Source organism: Chimaeribacter sp. YP20170169 (assembly GCF_056739715.1).
Genome location: NZ_CP176824.1, coordinates 3,046,710 through 3,064,363 on the forward strand (window position 1 = coordinate 3,046,710; position 17,654 = coordinate 3,064,363).

The following is a 17,654-nucleotide window of genomic DNA, read 5'->3' on the forward strand; positions in this document are numbered from 1 at the left end:
AGAACTATTATTCAGACCGTACGAGATGGTGGAGCTAAGCGGGATCGAACCGCTGACCTCCTGCGTGCAAGGCAGGCGCTCTCCCAGCTGAGCTATAGCCCCGTGCAGTCTTAAGATACCTTTGTGGTAGGCCTGAGTGGACTTGAACCACCGACCTCACCCTTATCAGGGGTGCGCTCTAACCACCTGAGCTACAAGCCTATAAAGGTATTTCTGCTCGAATTTCATCAGACAATCTGTGTGAGCACTGCACAGTCAAATATCTCTAGGTAAGGAGGTGATCCAACCGCAGGTTCCCCTACGGTTACCTTGTTACGACTTCACCCCAGTCATGAATCACAAAGTGGTAAGCGCCCTCCCGAAGGTTAAGCTACCTACTTCTTTTGCAACCCACTCCCATGGTGTGACGGGCGGTGTGTACAAGGCCCGGGAACGTATTCACCGTGGCATTCTGATCCACGATTACTAGCGATTCCGACTTCATGGAGTCGAGTTGCAGACTCCAATCCGGACTACGACGCACTTTATGAGGTCCGCTTGCTCTCGCGAGTTTGCTTCTCTTTGTATGCGCCATTGTAGCACGTGTGTAGCCCTACTCGTAAGGGCCATGATGACTTGACGTCATCCCCACCTTCCTCCGGTTTATCACCGGCAGTCTCCTTTGAGTTCCCGACCGAATCGCTGGCAACAAAGGATAAGGGTTGCGCTCGTTGCGGGACTTAACCCAACATTTCACAACACGAGCTGACGACAGCCATGCAGCACCTGTCTCAGAGTTCCCGAAGGCACCAAGGCATCTCTGCCAATTTCTCTGGATGTCAAGAGTAGGTAAGGTTCTTCGCGTTGCATCGAATTAAACCACATGCTCCACCGCTTGTGCGGGCCCCCGTCAATTCATTTGAGTTTTAACCTTGCGGCCGTACTCCCCAGGCGGTCGATTTAACGCGTTAGCTCCGGAAGCCACGCCTCAAGGGCACAACCTCCAAATCGACATCGTTTACAGCGTGGACTACCAGGGTATCTAATCCTGTTTGCTCCCCACGCTTTCGCACCTGAGCGTCAGTCTTCGTCCAGGGGGCCGCCTTCGCCACCGGTATTCCTCCAGATCTCTACGCATTTCACCGCTACACCTGGAATTCTACCCCCTCTACGAGACTCTAGCTTGCCAGTTTCAAATGCAGTTCCCAAGTTAAGCTCGGGGATTTCACATCTGACTTAACAAACCGCCTGCGTGCGCTTTACGCCCAGTAATTCCGATTAACGCTTGCACCCTCCGTATTACCGCGGCTGCTGGCACGGAGTTAGCCGGTGCTTCTTCTGCGAGTAACGTCAATCGGTAAGGTTATTAACCTTACCGCCTTCCTCCTCGCTGAAAGTACTTTACAACCCGAAGGCCTTCTTCATACACGCGGCATGGCTGCATCAGGGTTTCCCCCATTGTGCAATATTCCCCACTGCTGCCTCCCGTAGGAGTCTGGACCGTGTCTCAGTTCCAGTGTGGCTGGTCATCCTCTCAGACCAGCTAGGGATCGTCGCCTAGGTGAGCCATTACCCCACCTACTAGCTAATCCCATCTGGGTTCATCTGATGGCGCGAGGCCCGAAGGTCCCCCGCTTTGGTCTTGCGACGTTATGCGGTATTAGCTACCGTTTCCAGTAGTTATCCCCCTCCATCAGGCAGATCCCCAGACATTACTCACCCGTCCGCCGCTCGCCGGCAAAGTAGCAAGCTACTTCCCGCTGCCGCTCGACTTGCATGTGTTAGGCCTGCCGCCAGCGTTCAATCTGAGCCATGATCAAACTCTTCAATTAAAAGCTTGATGTGCTACACAAGGTAGCGATGCTCAAAGGTTACTGTTTGAATTTTACTTCAGTTAGTCACTCTTCAAGACTTAATATTTTGTGCATCCGAGGATGCTTGATATCGTCTTGTGAGTGCCCACACAGATTGTCTGATAAATTGTTAAAGAGCAGTCGTTACCGTTTCGTTTCGGTAACGTGGGAGGCACATATTACGCTTTCCCACCGGAGAGTCAAGCACTATTTTCTAGTGTTTTCAGCGTCTCCGCTGAGGGCCTCTCCGCTGACCCGGCGACGTGTTGGTCGTTGTTCCCGGTCAGTGGAGGCGCATTATAGGGAGTTCTCGGCGGGCCGCAACCCCTAATTTTAAAAAATTATTCAACCGGTGAATAATTAGCCAAAACTCGCTAATTATGATTAAGGGTTCGCCTGATAGTCCTTTTTCTAACCAGCCCCATCCCTATTTCCCGCACATAATAGAAGAGGCCCGCTATCGCGGGCCTCTTCTTTATACTGCTCTTTATCACTGCTGCGCTACGATATGGCCGTTTTCCACATCCAGCTTGATAGGCGTGCCCGGCAGCAACTTGCCAGAGAGTATCTGTTGCGCCAACGGGTTCTCGATCTCCTGCTGGATGGCGCGCTTCAGCGGTCGCGCACCATATACCGGGTCGAAGCCTGTTTCGCCCAGCAGCTCCAACGCCGCATCACTGAGCGTCACGCTATAGCCACGATCTCCCAGACGTTTATAGAGGCGCTCCAGCTGGATGGCGGCAATCGACTTGATATGCGCGCGGCCCAGCGGATGGAATACCACCACCTCATCAATACGGTTGATAAATTCCGGACGGAAGTGATGGCTGACCACCTCGAGCACCGTCTCTTTCATCTCCGGGTAGTCCATCTGGCCAAACCGCTCCTGAATCAGATCAGATCCCAGGTTAGACGTCATGATCACCACGGTATTGCGGAAATCGACCGTGCGCCCCTGCCCGTCCGTCAGGCGGCCATCGTCCAGCACCTGCAACAGGATGTTAAAGACATCCGGGTGAGCCTTCTCGACCTCATCCAGCAGGATAACGGAGTAAGGGCGGCGGCGTACTGCCTCCGTGAGGTAGCCCCCCTCTTCATAGCCAACGTAGCCCGGAGGCGCGCCCACCAGCCGTGAGACGGAGTGTTTCTCCATAAACTCGGACATGTCGATGCGCACCATCGCGTCGTCGCTGTCAAACAGGAATCGCGCCAACGCCTTACACAGCTCAGTTTTCCCGACCCCGGTTGGCCCAAGGAAGAGGAAGGAGCCGATGGGGCGGTTCGGGTCGGCAAGGCCGGCACGGCTGCGGCGAATCGCATTCGACACCGCATCCACCGCCTCATCCTGGCCAATGACGCGCTCATGCAGTTGCTGCTCCATGCGCAGCAGCTTCTCGCGCTCGCTCTCCATCATTCGGGAGACCGGAATGCCCGTCCAGCGTGCCAGCACTTCAGCAATCTCCGCATCGGTCACGCGGTTACGCAGCAGCTTCATGGTCTTGCCTTCGCTCTGCGTGGCCGCCGCCAGTTGTTTCTCCAGTGCGGGGATGTTGCCATATTGCAGCTCTGACATCCGGGCCAGGTCGCCTACACGGCGCGCCTGCTCCAGGCTGATCTTCGCCTGCTCCAGTTCGGCCTTGATATTCTGGGTGCCAGACAGCGAGGCTTTTTCCGCCTTCCACTCCTCCTCCAGCTCCGAATATTCGCGCTCTTTCTGCGACAGCTCGTTGTTCAGCATCTCCAGCCGTTTCTGGCTGGCCTCATCGGACTCCTTCATCAGCGCCTGTTGCTCCAGTTTCAACTGGATGATGCGGCGCTCAAGGCGATCGAGCGACTCTGGCTTGGAGTCGATCTGCATCCGGATGCTGGAGGCTGCCTCGTCGATCAGGTCAATCGCCTTGTCCGGCAACTGGCGATCGGCAATGTAACGGTGAGAGAGCGTAGCCGCCGCTACGATGGCCGGGTCAGTGATCTGCACATGGTGGTGCAGCTCATAGCGCTCTTTCAATCCACGCAAGATCGCGATGGTATCCTCAACGGACGGCTCCGCCACATAGACTTTCTGGAAGCGGCGCTCCAGCGCGGCATCCTTCTCTATATATTGGCGGTACTCGTCTAAAGTAGTCGCGCCCACGCAGTGCAGCTCACCGCGCGCCAGCGCTGGCTTCAGCATATTGCCGGCGTCCATCGCGCCATCGGCTTTACCCGCGCCAACCATGGTGTGCAGCTCATCAATGAACAGGATGACACTGCCCTCCTGTTTCGACAGGTCATTGAGCACCCCTTTCAGGCGCTCTTCGAACTCACCGCGGTATTTGGCACCGGCCACCAGCGCGCCCATGTCCAGCGAGAGCACGCGTTTGTTTTTCAGCCCTTCCGGCACTTCGCCATTGACGATACGCTGTGCCAGCCCTTCGACGATGGCGGTTTTCCCCACCCCCGGTTCACCAATCAGCACCGGGTTGTTTTTGGTACGGCGTTGCAGCACCTGGATGGTACGGCGGATCTCCTCATCACGGCCAATCACCGGATCGAGTTTCCCCTGCTCGGCGCGCTCCGTCAGGTCAATGGTGAACTTCTTCAACGCCTGGCGTTGATCTTCTGCGTTCGCATCATTCACTTTTTCGCCACCTCGCATCTGATCAATGGCCTGGCTGAGTCTATTGGCATCGGCACCGGCTGCCTTGAGCAGATCGGTCAAGGTGCCGCGATCTTGCATGACGGCCAGGACAAACAGTTCTGATGAGATAAAGTTGTCGGCGCGCTTCTGCGCCAGTTTGTCGCACAGGTTCAGCACCCGGACTAAATCATGGGAAGGCTGCACATCGCCGCCAGTCCCCTCCACCTGTGGCAGGCGGGCAAGATTGCTGTCGATATCGGTGCAAACACGGTTGACGTCCACCCCTGCGGCAGTCAGCAGCGGGCGTACGGTGCCCCCTTCTTGGTTGAGCAGTGCGCTCATCAGGTGAAGAGGTTCAATGAATTGATTGTCACGCCCAAGGGCAAGGGATTGGGCATCAGCGAGAGCAAGCTGGAATTTGCTGGTAAGACGATCCAGACGCATAACTCCTCCAATACGGTCAGAATTGCTACTGGAGATTAAATGAGGTCAACCCTCACGTTTTCAAGGTTATCCCAACCCTAAATTCGGAGTTTTTTTATGCGTCACGGATCGTCTCGGAGCCGTAGATTATATCAGCCAGATTAAAGTTGCCAGCCGACCCGTAATGCTATCCCGGCGATATGAAAAGAAATTAACCGGGTCACTGACGGTGCAATGCTTGCCGCCGTAGAGCTGGCGCACGCCTGCAGCCAACAGGCGTTGGCGCGCCAACTGATAAATATCCGCCATATATTTCTCACCCGATGGGTGAAAAGCCGCTTCGGCGACAGGATCGTGCGCCATAAAGGTTGCGCGCACCTCCGCCCCCACCTCAAACGCTTGCGGGCCAATAGCCGGGCCAAACCAGACCATGACATCCGCCGGCGCGCAACGGAACTGGCTCAGGGTATTTTCCAGTACCCCCGCGCATAGGCCACGCCAGCCAGCATGGGCGGCCGCAACCTCATCGCCATGCCGGGAGCAAAACAGCACGGGCAGGCAGTCAGCTGTCATCACCGCGCACACCTGCCCCGGCAACCGGGTATAGACCGCGTCGGCGCGCAGGCTGTCGGCGCTCGGCACCTCCCCCTCCAGCCGGAGCACCTGGGTGCCATGCACCTGCTCCAGCCAGTGCGGCATGGCTGGCAGGCCGGCCATCTCCACCAGACGCTGACGGTTTTCCGCCACGCGTGCCGGGTCGTCGCCCACATGCGCACCCAGGTTCAGGGTGTCATAGGGCGGCAGGCTGACCCCGCCGAGGCGGGTGGTGCTACATGCGCCAACGCCAGCGGGCACCGGCCATTGCGGGCGGATCAGGGCACTCATAGCCAGTCCATCTGATCCTTGAAGGCTTCGGTGTCGGCCTTGAGGTCATTGATCAAATCGACCATATCCTGCGGCAGTGGCGCATGCCACTCCATCTGGATGCCGCTGATCGGATGATAGAGGCGCAGCATAGTGGCGTGCAGCGCCTGGCGGTCAAAGCCGCGCAGCGTGGCAATGAAGGCCTCGGATGCGCCCTTCGGCGGACGCGGACGGCCGCCATAGAGCTGATCGCCCACCAGCGGGTGGTTAATGTGCGCCATATGGACACGGATCTGGTGGGTACGGCCGGTCTCCAGACGCAGGCGCAAACGGGTATGCGCGCGGAAGTGCTCCATAATGCGGTAGTGCGTTACCGCTGGCTTGCCCATCGGGTGGACGGCCATGTGGGTACGCTTGGTGGAGTGGCGGCTGATCGGCTGCTCAACGGTGCCGCCCGCGGTCATGGTGCCAATCGCAACGGCCTCATACTCACGCGTAATCTCACGCGCTTGCAACGCCTCGACCAGACGGGTTTGCGCCGGTACGGTTTTCGCTACCACCATCAGGCCGGTGGTGTCTTTGTCCAGACGGTGCACGATGCCGGCGCGCGGCACATCTGCAATCTCCGGGTAGTGGTGCAGCAGCGCGTTGAGCACGGTGCCGTCTGGGTTACCGGCACCGGGGTGTACTACCAGGTCGCGCGGCTTATTGATCACCAGGATATCACTGTCTTCATATACAATGTTCAGCGCGATTGGCTGGGCTTCCCAGCGGGCTTCCTCTTCAATCTGCGCATCAATGGCCACCGCCTCGCCACCCAACACTTTCTCTTTCGGTTTGTTCACTCGCTTACCGTTGACCAGGACACGATCATCCAAAATCCACTCTTTTATGCGCGAACGTGAATAATCAGGGAACAATTCCGCCAAAGCCTGATCTAAACGTTGACCGAGTTGAGATTCGGCCACCGTTGCGGTGAGTTGTACTAGTTGTGCCATATGCAGCTTCTTCGTTAACGTTGGGTTTTCACGGCGATGCCGTTTAAAATAATGTGCTATTGTAGCTGGTCTTTGCCGGGAACTTAACGGACAGTCTCCCGGAACAACACCCTGAGGATAATCAAAACGTCATGACGCGTATGAAATATCTGGTGGCTGCAGCCACGTTGAGCCTGGTTCTGGCAGGTTGCTCCAGTTCGAAGGATGCGGTTCCCGACAACCCGCCTTCGGAAATCTATGCAACCGCTCAGCAAAAACTGCAGGACGGTGACTTCAAGGGAGCCATCACCCAGCTGGAGGCGCTGGATAACCGCTATCCATTCGGGCCTTACTCCCAGCAGGTTCAACTGGATCTGATCTACGCCTATTACAAGTCAGCGGATCTGCCAATGGCCCAAGCGGCAATCGAACGCTTTGCGCGCCTGAACCCGACGCACCCGAACATTGACTACGTCATGTACATGCGTGGCCTGACCGACATGGCGCTGGATGATAGCGCGTTGCAGGGCTTCTTCGGCGTTGACCGTTCTGACCGTGACCCACAACACGCGCGTGCCGCGTTCCGCGACTTCAGCCAGCTGATTCAGGCTCACCCGACCAGCCAGTATGTCACGGATGCGCAAAAGCGTCTGGTTTACCTGAAGGATCGTCTGGCGAAATATGAGCTGTCCGTGGCGCAATATTACACGAAACGCGGCGCTTACGTTGCAGTAGTTAATCGTGTTGAGCTGATGATGAAGAACTACGCGGATACGCAGGCCACCCGTGACGCCTTGCCGCTGATGGAAAACGCCTACAAGCAGTTGCAGATGAATGGTCAGGCGGATAAAGTGGCGAAAATTATCGCTGCCAACCCGTAAGCCCGTCGGCACCGCATAAAAAAATGGCAGCGTAAGCTGCCTTTTTTGTGTCTATTATTTTGAATGTTAAACACTTATTTCATGGTAGGTTGCATATTACCATCAGGTTAACTCATCGATATTGCGATATCCGGCACCAACTCTCAAGCACTGTTTTTCTGAACTGGATCACACTTCACAGAAGCGCCCTCACTGACAAAAAGTGACAAAAATGTGTGATATAGATCACAAAATTACCCGGTCAGTTCGTTATGCTGGAGGTATCCAAGACGGAAAGAGAGAGGTAAGTTCTATGACAGTCAACATTACCAGCAAACAAATGGATATCACTGATGCAATTCGCCAGCATGTTGAAGACCGTCTAGCCAAACTGGATAAGTGGCAAACCCAGCTGATTAACCCCCATGTGGTACTCTCTAAAGTTCCTGATGGTTTCCAGGCCGACGCCACGGTGAGTACGCCCAATTGCGGGGTACTGGTCGCCAGCGCAAAACATGATGACATGTATGCGGCGGTTAATGAGTTGATTAGCAAGCTCGAAAGGCAGCTTAACAAAGCGCAGCATAAAGATGAGGCACGCCGGGCCGCCACCTGTATCAAAGAGGTCAATCTCGAGCCAGAACGCTGATCCCTCCCCTCTTCATAAGGAGCGCGCCCACTGGGCGCGTTTTTTATTGACAAAAAACCGCCAGCCGTTACTTTACTTGTTATCACTTATTTATCTGGTACACCCTTTTGCGCCAATACCTGTTCTTCTTCGCATTCTTTTTTACCTTCCCCTGATTGGGAGGCGATTCGTCACACGATAAAGAATGCGAAGACGAACAAGAAAGCCTCCCCCGGTGGGAGGCTTTTTTTATGGGCAGATTCAGATAAAAAACCAAAAAGGCAGAGATCATGACCGACAACCCGTTACTCGCGCTGCGCGAAAATATCACCGCGCTGGATATCAAATTGCTGGACTTGCTGGCCGAGCGCCGCGGACTGGCGCTGGAGGTGGCGAAGGCAAAACTGCATACCCACCGCCCTATCCGCGACAAGGCGCGTGAACGGGATCTGCTGGATACCCTGATTGATGCCGGTAAGCAGCGCAATCTGGATGGTTTCTACATCACCCGCCTGTTCCAGCTGATCATTGAGGATTCAGTGCTGACCCAGCAGGCATTGCTGCAACACCAGCTGAACCAGACGTCGCGCCAGTCAGCGCGCATCGCCTTCCTCGGCCCGAAAGGCTCCTACTCTCACCTGGCGGCTCGCCACTACGCCGCCCGCCACTTCGACCAGTTCATTGAGTGCGGCTGCCAGCGTTTCCAGGATATTTTCGCCCAGGTGGAGACCGGACAGGCTGACTATGCGGTGCTGCCGATTGAGAACACCAGCTCCGGCTCCATCAATGATGTGTATGACCTGCTGCAACACACCAGCCTGTCGATTGTGGGCGAGTTGACCACGCCGATTGACCACTGTGTGCTGGTCAGTACGCCCACCGACCTGTCAGCCATTAAAACCGTCTACAGCCATCCGCAACCCTTCCAGCAGTGCAGCCAGTTCCTGAACCGCTTCCCGCAGTGGAAAATTGAGTATTGCGAGAGCACGGCCGCAGCGATGGAGAAGGTGGCGGCCCTGAACTCCCCAGAGGTGGCAGCGCTCGGCAGTGAGGCCGGTGGCGCGCTCTACCAGCTCCAGGTGCTGGAGCATAAGCTGGCCAACCAGCAGCAGAACATTACCCGCTTTATCGTGCTGGCGCGCAAGGCCATTGATGTCTCGGAGCAGGTGCCAGCGAAGACCACGCTGATCATGGCGACCGGCCAGCAGTCTGGCGCACTGGTGGAGGCGTTGCTGGTGCTGCGCGAGCATGGCATCGTGATGACCAAGCTGGAGTCGCGCCCCATCAACGGCAACCCGTGGGAAGAGATGTTCTACATTGATGTACAGGCCAACCTGCGCAATGAGAGTATGCAGAAAGCGCTGCGCGAACTGGCGCCCATTACCCGTTCGCTGAAGGTGCTGGGGTGCTACCCTACCGAGAGTGTGGTGCCGGTCGAGCCGAGCTGATAAAAAAACCACGCCTTTGGGCGTGGTTTTTTTTACTGGCGGTTGTCGTTGGCTTGCAGCAGCAGGGTGCGGCTCTCCACCAAGAAGCGTTTGGCGTAATCGCCGAACCAGTGCTCCACCTTGCGGAAGCTCTCGACGAACGCTCTCTTGTCCACCTGCTCCAGCAGGGCAATCGCCTCACCGAAGCGCTGGTGATAGCGTTTAATCAGCGCCAAATTATTCTCGGAGGACATGATGATGTCCGCGTAGAGTTGCGGGTCTTGGGCAAACAGCCGCCCAACCATCGCCAGCTCCAGCCGGTAGATGGGCGATGAGAGCGCCAGCAACTGCTCCAGCTGGACATTCTCCTCGGCCAGATGCAGCCCATAGGCAAAGGTCGTGAAGTGGCGCAGCGCCTGAATAAAGGCCATGTTCTGGTCATGCTCCACAGCGCTGATACGGTGCAGCCGCGCACCCCAGACCTGCAACTGCTCCAGCAGCCACTGGTAAGCCTCAGGCTGCCGGCCATCACAGTAGACTACCACCTGTTTCGCCAGACTGCCGACGTCAGGCCCGAACATCGGGTGCAGGCCGAGCACCGGCCCCTCATGTACCGCCAGCATCGCCTGCAACGGACGGTTCTTCACCGAGGCCAGATCGACCAGAATGCAGTCGGCGGGCAGCGGCGGCAGGCGCGAGATCACCTGCTCCGTCACATGGATCGGCACGCTAACGATCACCATGCCAGCGTCCGCCAGCAGCGTGTCCGCCTGCGCCCAATCCTCTTGCTCCAGTACGCGCACCTGATAACCGGAGAGCGCCAGCATCCGCTGGAACAGCTGCCCCATCTTGCCGCGCCCGCCAATAATGACAATGGGGCGCAGCTGCGGGCAGAGGGTTTTGAACCCTTTGTCATTCTCGCTGGAGTAGGACTCTCGCATCACGCGGCGCAGCACATCCTCGATCAGATCGGGCGGCACCCCCAGTGACTCGGCCTCTTTGCGGCGTGACGCCAGCATGGAGGCTTCGCGCTCCGGCACATAGATGGGCAGGCCGTAACGGCTCTTGACCTCACCCACTTCCGCCACCAGTGACAGGCGTTTTGCCAGCAGATCCAGCAGTGCCTTGTCTACCTCATCGATTTGATCGCGCAACGCGGTCAGCTCAGCCACCATTCCGATTACTCTCCTGCCTGACGTTGAACCAGCACGCTGCCCAGCTCGCGGTGCATCTCGCGCAGCAGGGTGTCGGTGCTCTCCCAGTTGATGCAGGCATCCGTGACGGAGACACCGTAACGCATGTCGCCGCGCGGCTGCTCAGAGGACTGGTTGCCCTCGTGCAGATGGCTCTCCAGCATCAGGCCGATGATGGAGCGGTTGCCCGCCTTGATCTGCTCGACCGCGGATTGCGCCACCAGCGGCTGGCGACGGTAATCTTTGTTCGAGTTGCCATGGCTGCAATCTATCATCAACGCCGGGTGCAGTCCCGCCTGTTCCATCTGTTTCTCACAGGCGGCCACATCCTCCGCGCTGTAGTTCGGCGTTTTGCCGCCGCGCAGGATCACATGGCCATCCGGGTTGCCCTGGGTCTGCAACAGGCAGACCTGGCCAGCCTGATTGATGCCGACGAAGCGGTGCGGCATCGCCGCAGCGCGCATGGCGTTGATGGCGGTGCCGAGGCTGCCGTCCGTGCCGTTTTTGAAGCCGACCGGCATGGAGAGGCCGGAGGCCATTTCCCGGTGGGTCTGCGACTCAGTGGTACGCGCACCGATGGCTGACCAGCTAAAGAGATCGCCCAGGTATTGCGGACTGTTCGGGTCGAGCGCCTCAGTAGCCAGCGGCAGGCCCATGTTGACCAGCTCCAGCAGCAGGCGACGGGCAATGTGCAGGCCAGCTTCCACATCAAACGAGTTGTCCATGTGCGGATCGTTGATCAGCCCTTTCCAGCCCACGGTGGTGCGCGGCTTTTCAAAGTAGACGCGCATCACGATGTAGAGGTGATCGCTCAGCTCCTCTGCCACCACTTTCAACCGGCGCGCGTAGTCCAGCGCGGCATCCGGATCGTGGATGGAGCACGGCCCACACACGATCAACAGGCGGTGGTCACGGCCGGTCAGGATATTGGCGATGGTTTCGCGCGACTGGGCAATTTTGTGCTCAGCCGTTTCGCTGAGGGGGAACTGGCGCTTCAACTCTTCCGGGGTGATCAACACTTCTTCGGCACTGATATGCACATTGTTCAGGGCATCTTTTTGCATGGCTTCTATCCTGTCGGTTTCTGAGGCAGCCGGCTCTGCCGCTGCGATACCCCCTACCTTACCACCCCATGTAAATATTTCAATCCATAAAACGTAAATTATAAATTACACCTTGGATTTTTTGCGGGTGGCAGGAGTAAAAGATGAGAAGCCGCTCTCTACGATGCATAGCCCAATCAATGAGTTAAAGAAGCCCAAGCTTTAGCTAAACTCAGAGATAAAAATTTCCTCAGCAGCCCAAGTTTTTTGTACATTTTTATTTACATCACTAAGATGATGGCGTCTGGTATCCCATTACCATTCCAACACATAAGTCAGTGAGGGGCGCCGCAATAAGTTAAGACGCATTTATGAAATACAACTGTTTTATATGTATTTTCTTATAAAAAACAATGAGTTAAATATAAATTAAGTGTAAGCAAGAGCCATTACGTACAAGTTGTGTGGTCAGCGTGTGGACACCAGGTTAGCGATAAGATTGAGTTCTGTGGCTTCTTCTTGTATTAGTCGCGACTTGATCTGACACATGGCTTTGAAAGGTTCAGAGTGACCGGTTTTGATATGGGTGTCGAATCCTTATACAAAACACGAGGTAACTCTCATGCTTCATACTATCCATCCCGTCATCAAACACAAAGCCGGTTTACTCAATCTGGCTGAAGAACTCAGCAATGTATCGAAAGCCTGTAAAATCATGGGCGTTTCACGTGATACGTTTTATCGTTACCGCGAACTGGCCGATGAAGGCGGCGTGGATGCACTGATAAATCGCAGCCGTCGCACACCTAACCTTAAGAACCGTACCGATGAGGCCACTGAGCTGATTATGCTGTCGCACTCCCGGCTCACGGCCAGCAACGAGCTACGTAAACAGGGCGTTTTTATCTCCGGTAGCGGTGTCCGTTCCGTCTGGTTACGCCATAGCTTTGAGAATTTCAAAAACGCCTGAAAGCGCTGGAAGAGAAAGTAGTCTGGGATGGCATTGAGCTGACCGACAATCAGATCGCCGCGCTGGCGCGTAAAGCTGATGATGAGGCCTGCGGTGAGATTGAACTGTCAGATCTGCTCTGAGCTAATACATTTTATAGGTATAAAATGTGTCGATTGAACACAATTATGGGCTGCGTGGACATTGTGTGGACACTAAGTGCAAAAAAAGGGGTTAGCCATTGGCTAACCCCTTCATATCTATTAACTTTTGGATGCAGCGTTAGCTGTATCTTAGTTAAGACGCTCTTTGATACGAGCAGACTTACCAGTACGCTCACGCAGGTAGTACAGTTTGGCTTTACGAACGGCACCACGGCGTTTCACAGTAATGCTGTCGATTACTGGGGAGTGAGTCTGGAATACGCGCTCAACACCTTCGCCGTTGGAAATCTTACGAACAGTGAATGCAGAGTGCAGACCGCGGTTACGGATAGCGATAACCACGCCCTCGAATGCCTGCAGACGTTTTTTGCTACCTTCAACGACCCATACCTTCACTTCCACGGAATCACCCGGACGGAATGCAGGTACGTCTTGCTTCATCTGCTCTTGTTCAAGTTGCTTAATAATGTTGCTCATAATATGTCTCTTACCCTAGGTAAACTGATATCTCGGGAAAATCAGCCGTAGCCAACTTCACCCTTCATAATCTGGTTGACTGGCCAGATGTTCACGTCGGAACTCTGCCAGCAACACCTGTTGCTCGTCAGTCAGAGCTAGGCTTTCCAGAAGTTCAGGTCTTCTAAGCCAGGTGCGGCCCAGCGACTGCTTCAAGCGCCAGCGGCGGATCTCGGCATGGTTGCCCGACAGCAGAACTGGCGGAACCTCCATCCCTTCCAATACCTCAGGGCGGGTATAGTGAGGGCAGTCCAACAAGCCATCGGAGAAGGAGTCCTCCTCCGCGGAACCCTGATGCCCCAGCACACCCGGAATAAACCGGGCCACCGAGTCGATCAGCGTCATGGCCGGTAACTCGCCCCCGCTGAGAACGTAATCGCCGATTGACCACTCTTCGTCAATTTCGGTTTGGATGATACGTTCATCAATCCCTTCGTAGCGGCCACAAACCAGAATCATCTTCGGGTTGGTAGCCAGCTCGCGCACGCCTTGCTGATCAAGTTTGCGCCCCTGCGGCGAAAGGTAGATCACCTTAGCGCCTTCGCCTGCCGCCGCTTTTGCTGCATGGATGGCTTCCCGCAAGGGTTGCACCATCATCAGCATACCGGGACCACCTCCATAGGGGCGATCGTCCACGGTGCGGTGCCGATCGTAGGTGAAGTCACGTGGACTCCAGCAGGCTACGCTCAGCAGGCCATTTTTAACTGCCCGGCCAGTTACCCCGTAATCGGTGATGGCGCGGAACATTTCCGGGAACAGGCTGATTATACCGATAAACATACGCCCATCCCCATCTTGCCGTTCCACTCATCATCTCCGGTCATTGCGGAGGTCAAAAACCAGGATCCCAATCTACTTCAATCACTTGCGTAGTGAGATCGACTTTCTTGATAACCTGCCCATCGAGGAACGGAATCAGCCGTTCCTTGATTCCGAAGGCATCTTTCAGGTTGGCTTTCACTACCAGGACATCGTTAGAGCCGGTTTCCATCATATCGATGACTTTACCCAGCACATAACCCTCAGTAGTCACTATCTGGCAACCAATCAGGTCTTTCCAGTAGTAGTCGCCCTCTCCCAGTGCTGGAAGCTGGCTTGAATCCACGACAATTTCGCAATTGGTCAGTAGATTTGCCGCATCCCGATCGTCAACGCCTTTGACTTTGATGATCAGGTCCTGATTGTGGCGCTTCCAGCTTTCCAGCTCGATAAGCTGCCACTTACCCGACTGCTGTGTAAACCACGGCTGATAGTCGAAAATGCTTTCGGCGTCATCGGTGGATGAAAACACTCTGAGCCAACCACGAATGCCGTAGGTGGATCCCAGTTTGCCGAGCACAATCGGCTTCTCAGGCGCCACAGGCTTGGATTGCTTGCTCATCGTTACCACCGCGACAGATTAAGCTGCTTTCTTAGCGTCTTTGATCAGCGAAGCTACGCGATCAGAAACGGTTGCACCCAGACCAAGCCAATGCTCGATACGGTCCAGGTCCAGACGCAGTGCTTCAGCCTGACCTGCAGCGATCGGGTTGAAGAAGCCTACGCGCTCGATGAAACGACCGTCACGCGCATTGCGGCTGTCGGTCACTACTACTTGATAGAACGGACGCTTTTTCGCGCCGCCACGTGCCAAACGAATTGTTACCATAACATCCTCTTTAGTTAATAAAACAGCCGGGCCCCATCGAGGAACGGGGCCCGGGTGCAATATAAAAAGCCCGAAAATTTTACTCATTTTGGCGCAAAAAGCAATCTAAAGCGTACAGAGTTGCCACACGCTGCGATAAATAAGTGCCTCGGGGGTTAACGACCTGGGAAACCGGGCGGCATCATGCCCTTCATGCCACGCATCATTTTGGCAATCCCGCCCTTTTTCATCTTCTTCATCATGCGCTGCATTTCGTCAAACTGCTTCAATAAGCGGTTAACGTCCTGCACCTGCATACCCGCGCCCATCGCGATGCGGCGTTTGCGCGAGCCTTTGATAATCTCTGGCTTGGCGCGCTCTTTCAGCGTCATCGAGTTGATGATCGCCTCCATGCGTACCAGCACTTTGTCATCCATCTGCGACTTGACGTTGTCTGGCAGCTGGCCGGCACCCGGCAGCTTGCTCAACATGCTGGCCATGCCACCCATGTTGCGCATCTGTTTCAGCTGCTCCAGGAAGTCGGTCAGGTCAAAGCCATCGCCTTTCTTCAATTTGGAAGCCAGCTTCTCCGCCTGCTCGCGGTCAACCTTGCTCTCGATGTCCTCGATCAGCGACAGCACGTCGCCCATGCCGAGGATACGTGAGGCGACACGATCCGGGTGGAACGGCTCCAGCGCTTCGGTCTTCTCACCGACACCGAGGAACTTGATCGGCTTGCCGGTGATGTGGCGAATGGAGAGCGCCGCACCGCCGCGCGCGTCACCGTCAACCTTGGTCAGCACCACGCCGGTCAGCGGCAGCGCTTCGTTGAAGGCTTTCGCCGTGTTGGCGGCGTCCTGGCCGGTCATGGCGTCCACCACAAACAGCGTCTCGACCGGGTTGATGGCGGCGTGGACCTGCTTGATCTCGTCCATCATCGCTTCATCAACGTGCAAGCGGCCGGCGGTATCCACCAGCAGCACGTCGTAGAATTTCAGCTTAGCCTGTTGCAGCGCGCGGTTGGCGATATCAACCGGCTTCTCTTGCGCATCGGACGGGAAGAAGTCCACGCCCACCTGCTCGGCCAGCGTCTCCAGCTGCTTGATCGCCGCCGGACGGTAGACGTCCGCGGAGACCACCAGCACCTTCTTCTTACGCTTCTCACGCAGGAATTTTGCCAGCTTGCCGACGCTGGTGGTTTTACCCGCACCCTGCAGGCCCGCCATCAGCACTACGGCTGGCGGCTGCGCGGCCAGGTTCAGCTCGGAGTTCGCCTCGCCCATCGCGGTCATCAGCTCATTGCGGACGATCTTGACGAACTCCTGCCCCGGCGTCAGGCTCTTGTTGACCTCGACCCCCACCGCACTCTCTTTCACGCGGTTAATGAAGTCCCGCACCACGGGAAGCGCGACATCGGCCTCCAGCAGCGCCATGCGTACTTCGCGCAGGGTCTCTTTAATATTCTCTTCGGTCAGCCGCCCGCGGCCGCTGATATTGCGCAGTGTGCGCGACAATCGATCAGTTAAGTTATCAAACATCGTCTCTTGCTCAACGTAATGACAGGCCGCCTTGGCGACACAATGGCGGGATTATAACACGAAGTCTGTGCGATCTCTGCCCCGCCGTGGGGAACGGTTGGAGCATGACGCCGCTGACGTTATACTGACCCTCTGACTTATTTTCTGAACCCTGACGACACCTTATGCCAATTCCTGCCTTTGTGGCCATGATTGCTTACTTGCTCAGCCTTGCGCTGGTTCTCCCCAGCCTGGTCAGGCAGCAGGGCGGTTTCCGCCGTCTGGCGCTGTTCTTTGCGGCCGTTGCACTGGTCAGCCACGCCATTGCTCTGGAGCAGCGGATTTTCGACGTCAACACCGGACAGAACCTCAGTCTGGTCAATATCGGCTCGATGGTCAGCCTGATTATTTGTACGGTGATGACCGTGGTGGCCTCCCGTAACCGTGGCTGGTTTTTGTTACCAATTGTGTATAGCTTCGCCCTGATCAACCTGATTTTTGTTGGATTGCTGCCGGGCGAGTTCATCACCCACCTGGAGTCCAGCCCCGGGCTGCTGGTACATATCGGGCTGGCGCTCTTCTCATACTCAACCCTGATCATCGCGGCACTCTATGCGTTCCAGCTCGCGTGGTTGGATCACTTGCTGAAGACCAAACGCCTGACCTTCAACGCTGACATGCCGCCGCTGATGAGCATTGAGCGCAAGCTGTTCCATGTCACCCAGGTGGGTGTGGTGCTGCTGACGCTGACCCTCTGCACTGGCTTCTTCTACCTGGACAACCTGTTCAGCAAAGAGAACATCCACAAGGCGGTGCTGTCGATCATGGCATGGTTTGTCTATGTGGTGCTGCTCTGGGGGCACTACCATGAGGGATGGCGCGGCCGCCGCGTGGTCTGGTTCAGCATGGCCGGCGCGCTGTTGCTCACCCTGGCCTATTTCGGCAGCCGCCTTATCCAGCAGATCATGATGGGCTGACATATCATTATCTGAACCTACATTCCCCCGCTGGGGG

At 56.1% G+C, this 17,654-nt stretch carries 14 protein-coding genes, 2 tRNA genes, 1 rRNA gene, 1 pseudogene and 1 other annotated feature; of the genes and pseudogenes, 5 read left to right on the plus strand and 13 right to left on the minus strand.

Annotation, left to right across the window (positions count from 1 at the left end; translation table 11 throughout):
* Positions 1–26: 26 nt before the first annotated feature.
* From ACK3SD_RS13935 to rluD, 6 genes are all read right to left on the minus strand, one after another.
* Positions 27–102 (minus strand) — tRNA-Ala (locus ACK3SD_RS13935).
* 22 nt (positions 103–124) lie between these two features.
* Positions 125–201 (minus strand) — tRNA-Ile (locus ACK3SD_RS13940).
* Positions 202–270: 69 nt separating this feature from the next.
* Positions 271–1,811, minus strand: a 16S ribosomal RNA gene (locus ACK3SD_RS13945).
* Between the two features lie 511 nt (positions 1,812–2,322).
* Positions 2,323–4,896 (minus strand): ATP-dependent chaperone ClpB, encoded by a 2,574-nt coding sequence (clpB, locus tag ACK3SD_RS13950; RefSeq protein ID WP_481125868.1) that lies wholly within the window; start codon positions 4,894–4,896, stop codon positions 2,323–2,325.
* Between the two features lie 126 nt (positions 4,897–5,022).
* Positions 5,023–5,760, minus strand: a complete 738-nt coding sequence (yfiH, locus tag ACK3SD_RS13955) for a purine nucleoside phosphorylase YfiH (protein ID WP_481125869.1) — start codon at positions 5,758–5,760, stop codon at positions 5,023–5,025.
* Positions 5,757–6,737 (minus strand): 23S rRNA pseudouridine(1911/1915/1917) synthase RluD, encoded by a 981-nt coding sequence (gene rluD / locus ACK3SD_RS13960; RefSeq protein ID WP_137764131.1) that lies wholly within the window; start codon positions 6,735–6,737, stop codon positions 5,757–5,759. The genes yfiH and rluD overlap by 4 nt, the downstream gene beginning before the upstream one ends.
* A 131-nt stretch (positions 6,738–6,868) precedes the next feature.
* Between rluD and bamD the strand changes: the two genes are divergently transcribed.
* The 3 genes from bamD to pheA all read left to right on the plus strand — a co-directional run bounded on the left by bamD (position 6,869) and on the right by pheA (position 9,652).
* Positions 6,869–7,597 (plus strand): outer membrane protein assembly factor BamD, encoded by a 729-nt coding sequence (bamD, locus tag ACK3SD_RS13965; protein ID WP_481125870.1) that lies wholly within the window; start codon positions 6,869–6,871, stop codon positions 7,595–7,597.
* A 292-nt stretch (positions 7,598–7,889) separates the two neighbouring features.
* Complete coding sequence (gene raiA / locus ACK3SD_RS13970; protein WP_481125871.1) at positions 7,890–8,225, plus strand: ribosome-associated translation inhibitor RaiA; 336 nt, start codon at positions 7,890–7,892, stop codon at positions 8,223–8,225.
* A 106-nt stretch (positions 8,226–8,331) separates the two neighbouring features.
* Positions 8,332–8,457, plus strand: a sequence feature (Phe leader region).
* Between the two features lie 37 nt (positions 8,458–8,494).
* Positions 8,495–9,652: a bifunctional chorismate mutase/prephenate dehydratase gene (gene pheA / locus ACK3SD_RS13975; protein WP_481125872.1), complete on the plus strand. Its 1,158-nt coding sequence runs from the start codon at positions 8,495–8,497 to the stop codon at positions 9,650–9,652.
* A gap of 32 nt (positions 9,653–9,684) precedes the next feature.
* Here pheA and tyrA read toward each other — a convergent pair whose 3' ends face one another.
* Both tyrA and ACK3SD_RS13985 read right to left on the minus strand, forming a co-directional pair.
* Positions 9,685–10,806, minus strand: coding sequence for a bifunctional chorismate mutase/prephenate dehydrogenase (gene tyrA, locus ACK3SD_RS13980; RefSeq protein ID WP_481125873.1), 1,122 nt, complete (start codon positions 10,804–10,806; stop codon positions 9,685–9,687).
* A 5-nt stretch (positions 10,807–10,811) separates the two neighbouring features.
* The gene (locus tag ACK3SD_RS13985) at positions 10,812–11,888 is read right to left on the minus strand and encodes a 3-deoxy-7-phosphoheptulonate synthase (RefSeq protein ID WP_481125874.1); all 1,077 of its coding nucleotides are present in this window, start codon (positions 11,886–11,888) and stop codon (positions 10,812–10,814) included.
* A gap of 601 nt (positions 11,889–12,489) precedes the next feature.
* Here ACK3SD_RS13985 and ACK3SD_RS13990 point away from each other — a divergent pair.
* Positions 12,490–12,941: pseudogene (locus tag ACK3SD_RS13990) on the plus strand (helix-turn-helix domain-containing protein); the annotation flags it as partial.
* 168 nt (positions 12,942–13,109) lie between these two features.
* On the opposite strand, the gene rplS reads toward ACK3SD_RS13990, so the two are convergent.
* From rplS to ffh, 5 genes are all read right to left on the minus strand, one after another.
* Positions 13,110–13,457, minus strand: a complete 348-nt coding sequence (rplS, locus tag ACK3SD_RS13995) for a 50S ribosomal protein L19 (RefSeq protein WP_137764171.1) — start codon at positions 13,455–13,457, stop codon at positions 13,110–13,112.
* A gap of 57 nt (positions 13,458–13,514) precedes the next feature.
* Positions 13,515–14,276, minus strand: coding sequence for a tRNA (guanosine(37)-N1)-methyltransferase TrmD (gene trmD, locus ACK3SD_RS14000; protein WP_481125875.1), 762 nt, complete (start codon positions 14,274–14,276; stop codon positions 13,515–13,517).
* A 52-nt stretch (positions 14,277–14,328) separates the two neighbouring features.
* On the minus strand, positions 14,329–14,877 hold the full coding sequence (rimM, locus tag ACK3SD_RS14005; RefSeq protein ID WP_481125876.1) for a ribosome maturation factor RimM: 549 nt from the start codon (positions 14,875–14,877) through the stop codon (positions 14,329–14,331).
* An 18-nt stretch (positions 14,878–14,895) separates the two neighbouring features.
* Positions 14,896–15,144 (minus strand): 30S ribosomal protein S16, encoded by a 249-nt coding sequence (gene rpsP, locus ACK3SD_RS14010; RefSeq protein ID WP_481125877.1) that lies wholly within the window; start codon positions 15,142–15,144, stop codon positions 14,896–14,898.
* A gap of 155 nt (positions 15,145–15,299) precedes the next feature.
* Complete coding sequence (gene ffh, locus ACK3SD_RS14015) at positions 15,300–16,661, minus strand: signal recognition particle protein (RefSeq protein WP_137764175.1); 1,362 nt, start codon at positions 16,659–16,661, stop codon at positions 15,300–15,302.
* Positions 16,662–16,825: 164 nt separating this feature from the next.
* Between ffh and ACK3SD_RS14020 the strand changes: the two genes are divergently transcribed.
* Positions 16,826–17,617: a cytochrome C assembly family protein gene (locus tag ACK3SD_RS14020; RefSeq protein WP_481125878.1), complete on the plus strand. Its 792-nt coding sequence runs from the start codon at positions 16,826–16,828 to the stop codon at positions 17,615–17,617.
* Positions 17,618–17,654: the final 37 nt, after the last annotated feature.

What these genes read in the sequence shown, in the direction of transcription:
- ACK3SD_RS13985 (WP_481125874.1), bottom strand. Translation starts at nt 11,888, where the DNA reads ATGCAAAAAGATGCCCTGAACAATGTGCATATCAGTGCCGAAGAAGTG.
- yfiH (WP_481125869.1), bottom strand. Translation starts at nt 5,760, where the DNA reads ATGAGTGCCCTGATCCGCCCGCAATGGCCGGTGCCCGCTGGCGTTGGC.
- ACK3SD_RS14020 (WP_481125878.1), top strand. Translation starts at nt 16,826, where the DNA reads ATGCCAATTCCTGCCTTTGTGGCCATGATTGCTTACTTGCTCAGCCTT.
- tyrA (WP_481125873.1), bottom strand. Translation starts at nt 10,806, where the DNA reads ATGGTGGCTGAGCTGACCGCGTTGCGCGATCAAATCGATGAGGTAGAC.
- pheA (WP_481125872.1), top strand. Translation starts at nt 8,495, where the DNA reads ATGACCGACAACCCGTTACTCGCGCTGCGCGAAAATATCACCGCGCTG.
- raiA (WP_481125871.1), top strand. Translation starts at nt 7,890, where the DNA reads ATGACAGTCAACATTACCAGCAAACAAATGGATATCACTGATGCAATT.
- bamD (WP_481125870.1), top strand. Translation starts at nt 6,869, where the DNA reads ATGACGCGTATGAAATATCTGGTGGCTGCAGCCACGTTGAGCCTGGTT.
- rpsP (WP_481125877.1), bottom strand. Translation starts at nt 15,144, where the DNA reads ATGGTAACAATTCGTTTGGCACGTGGCGGCGCGAAAAAGCGTCCGTTC.
- rimM (WP_481125876.1), bottom strand. Translation starts at nt 14,877, where the DNA reads ATGAGCAAGCAATCCAAGCCTGTGGCGCCTGAGAAGCCGATTGTGCTC.
- clpB (WP_481125868.1), bottom strand. Translation starts at nt 4,896, where the DNA reads ATGCGTCTGGATCGTCTTACCAGCAAATTCCAGCTTGCTCTCGCTGAT.
- trmD (WP_481125875.1), bottom strand. Translation starts at nt 14,276, where the DNA reads ATGTTTATCGGTATAATCAGCCTGTTCCCGGAAATGTTCCGCGCCATC.
- rplS (WP_137764171.1), bottom strand. Translation starts at nt 13,457, where the DNA reads ATGAGCAACATTATTAAGCAACTTGAACAAGAGCAGATGAAGCAAGAC.
- rluD (WP_137764131.1), bottom strand. Translation starts at nt 6,737, where the DNA reads ATGGCACAACTAGTACAACTCACCGCAACGGTGGCCGAATCTCAACTC.
- ffh (WP_137764175.1), bottom strand. Translation starts at nt 16,661, where the DNA reads ATGTTTGATAACTTAACTGATCGATTGTCGCGCACACTGCGCAATATC.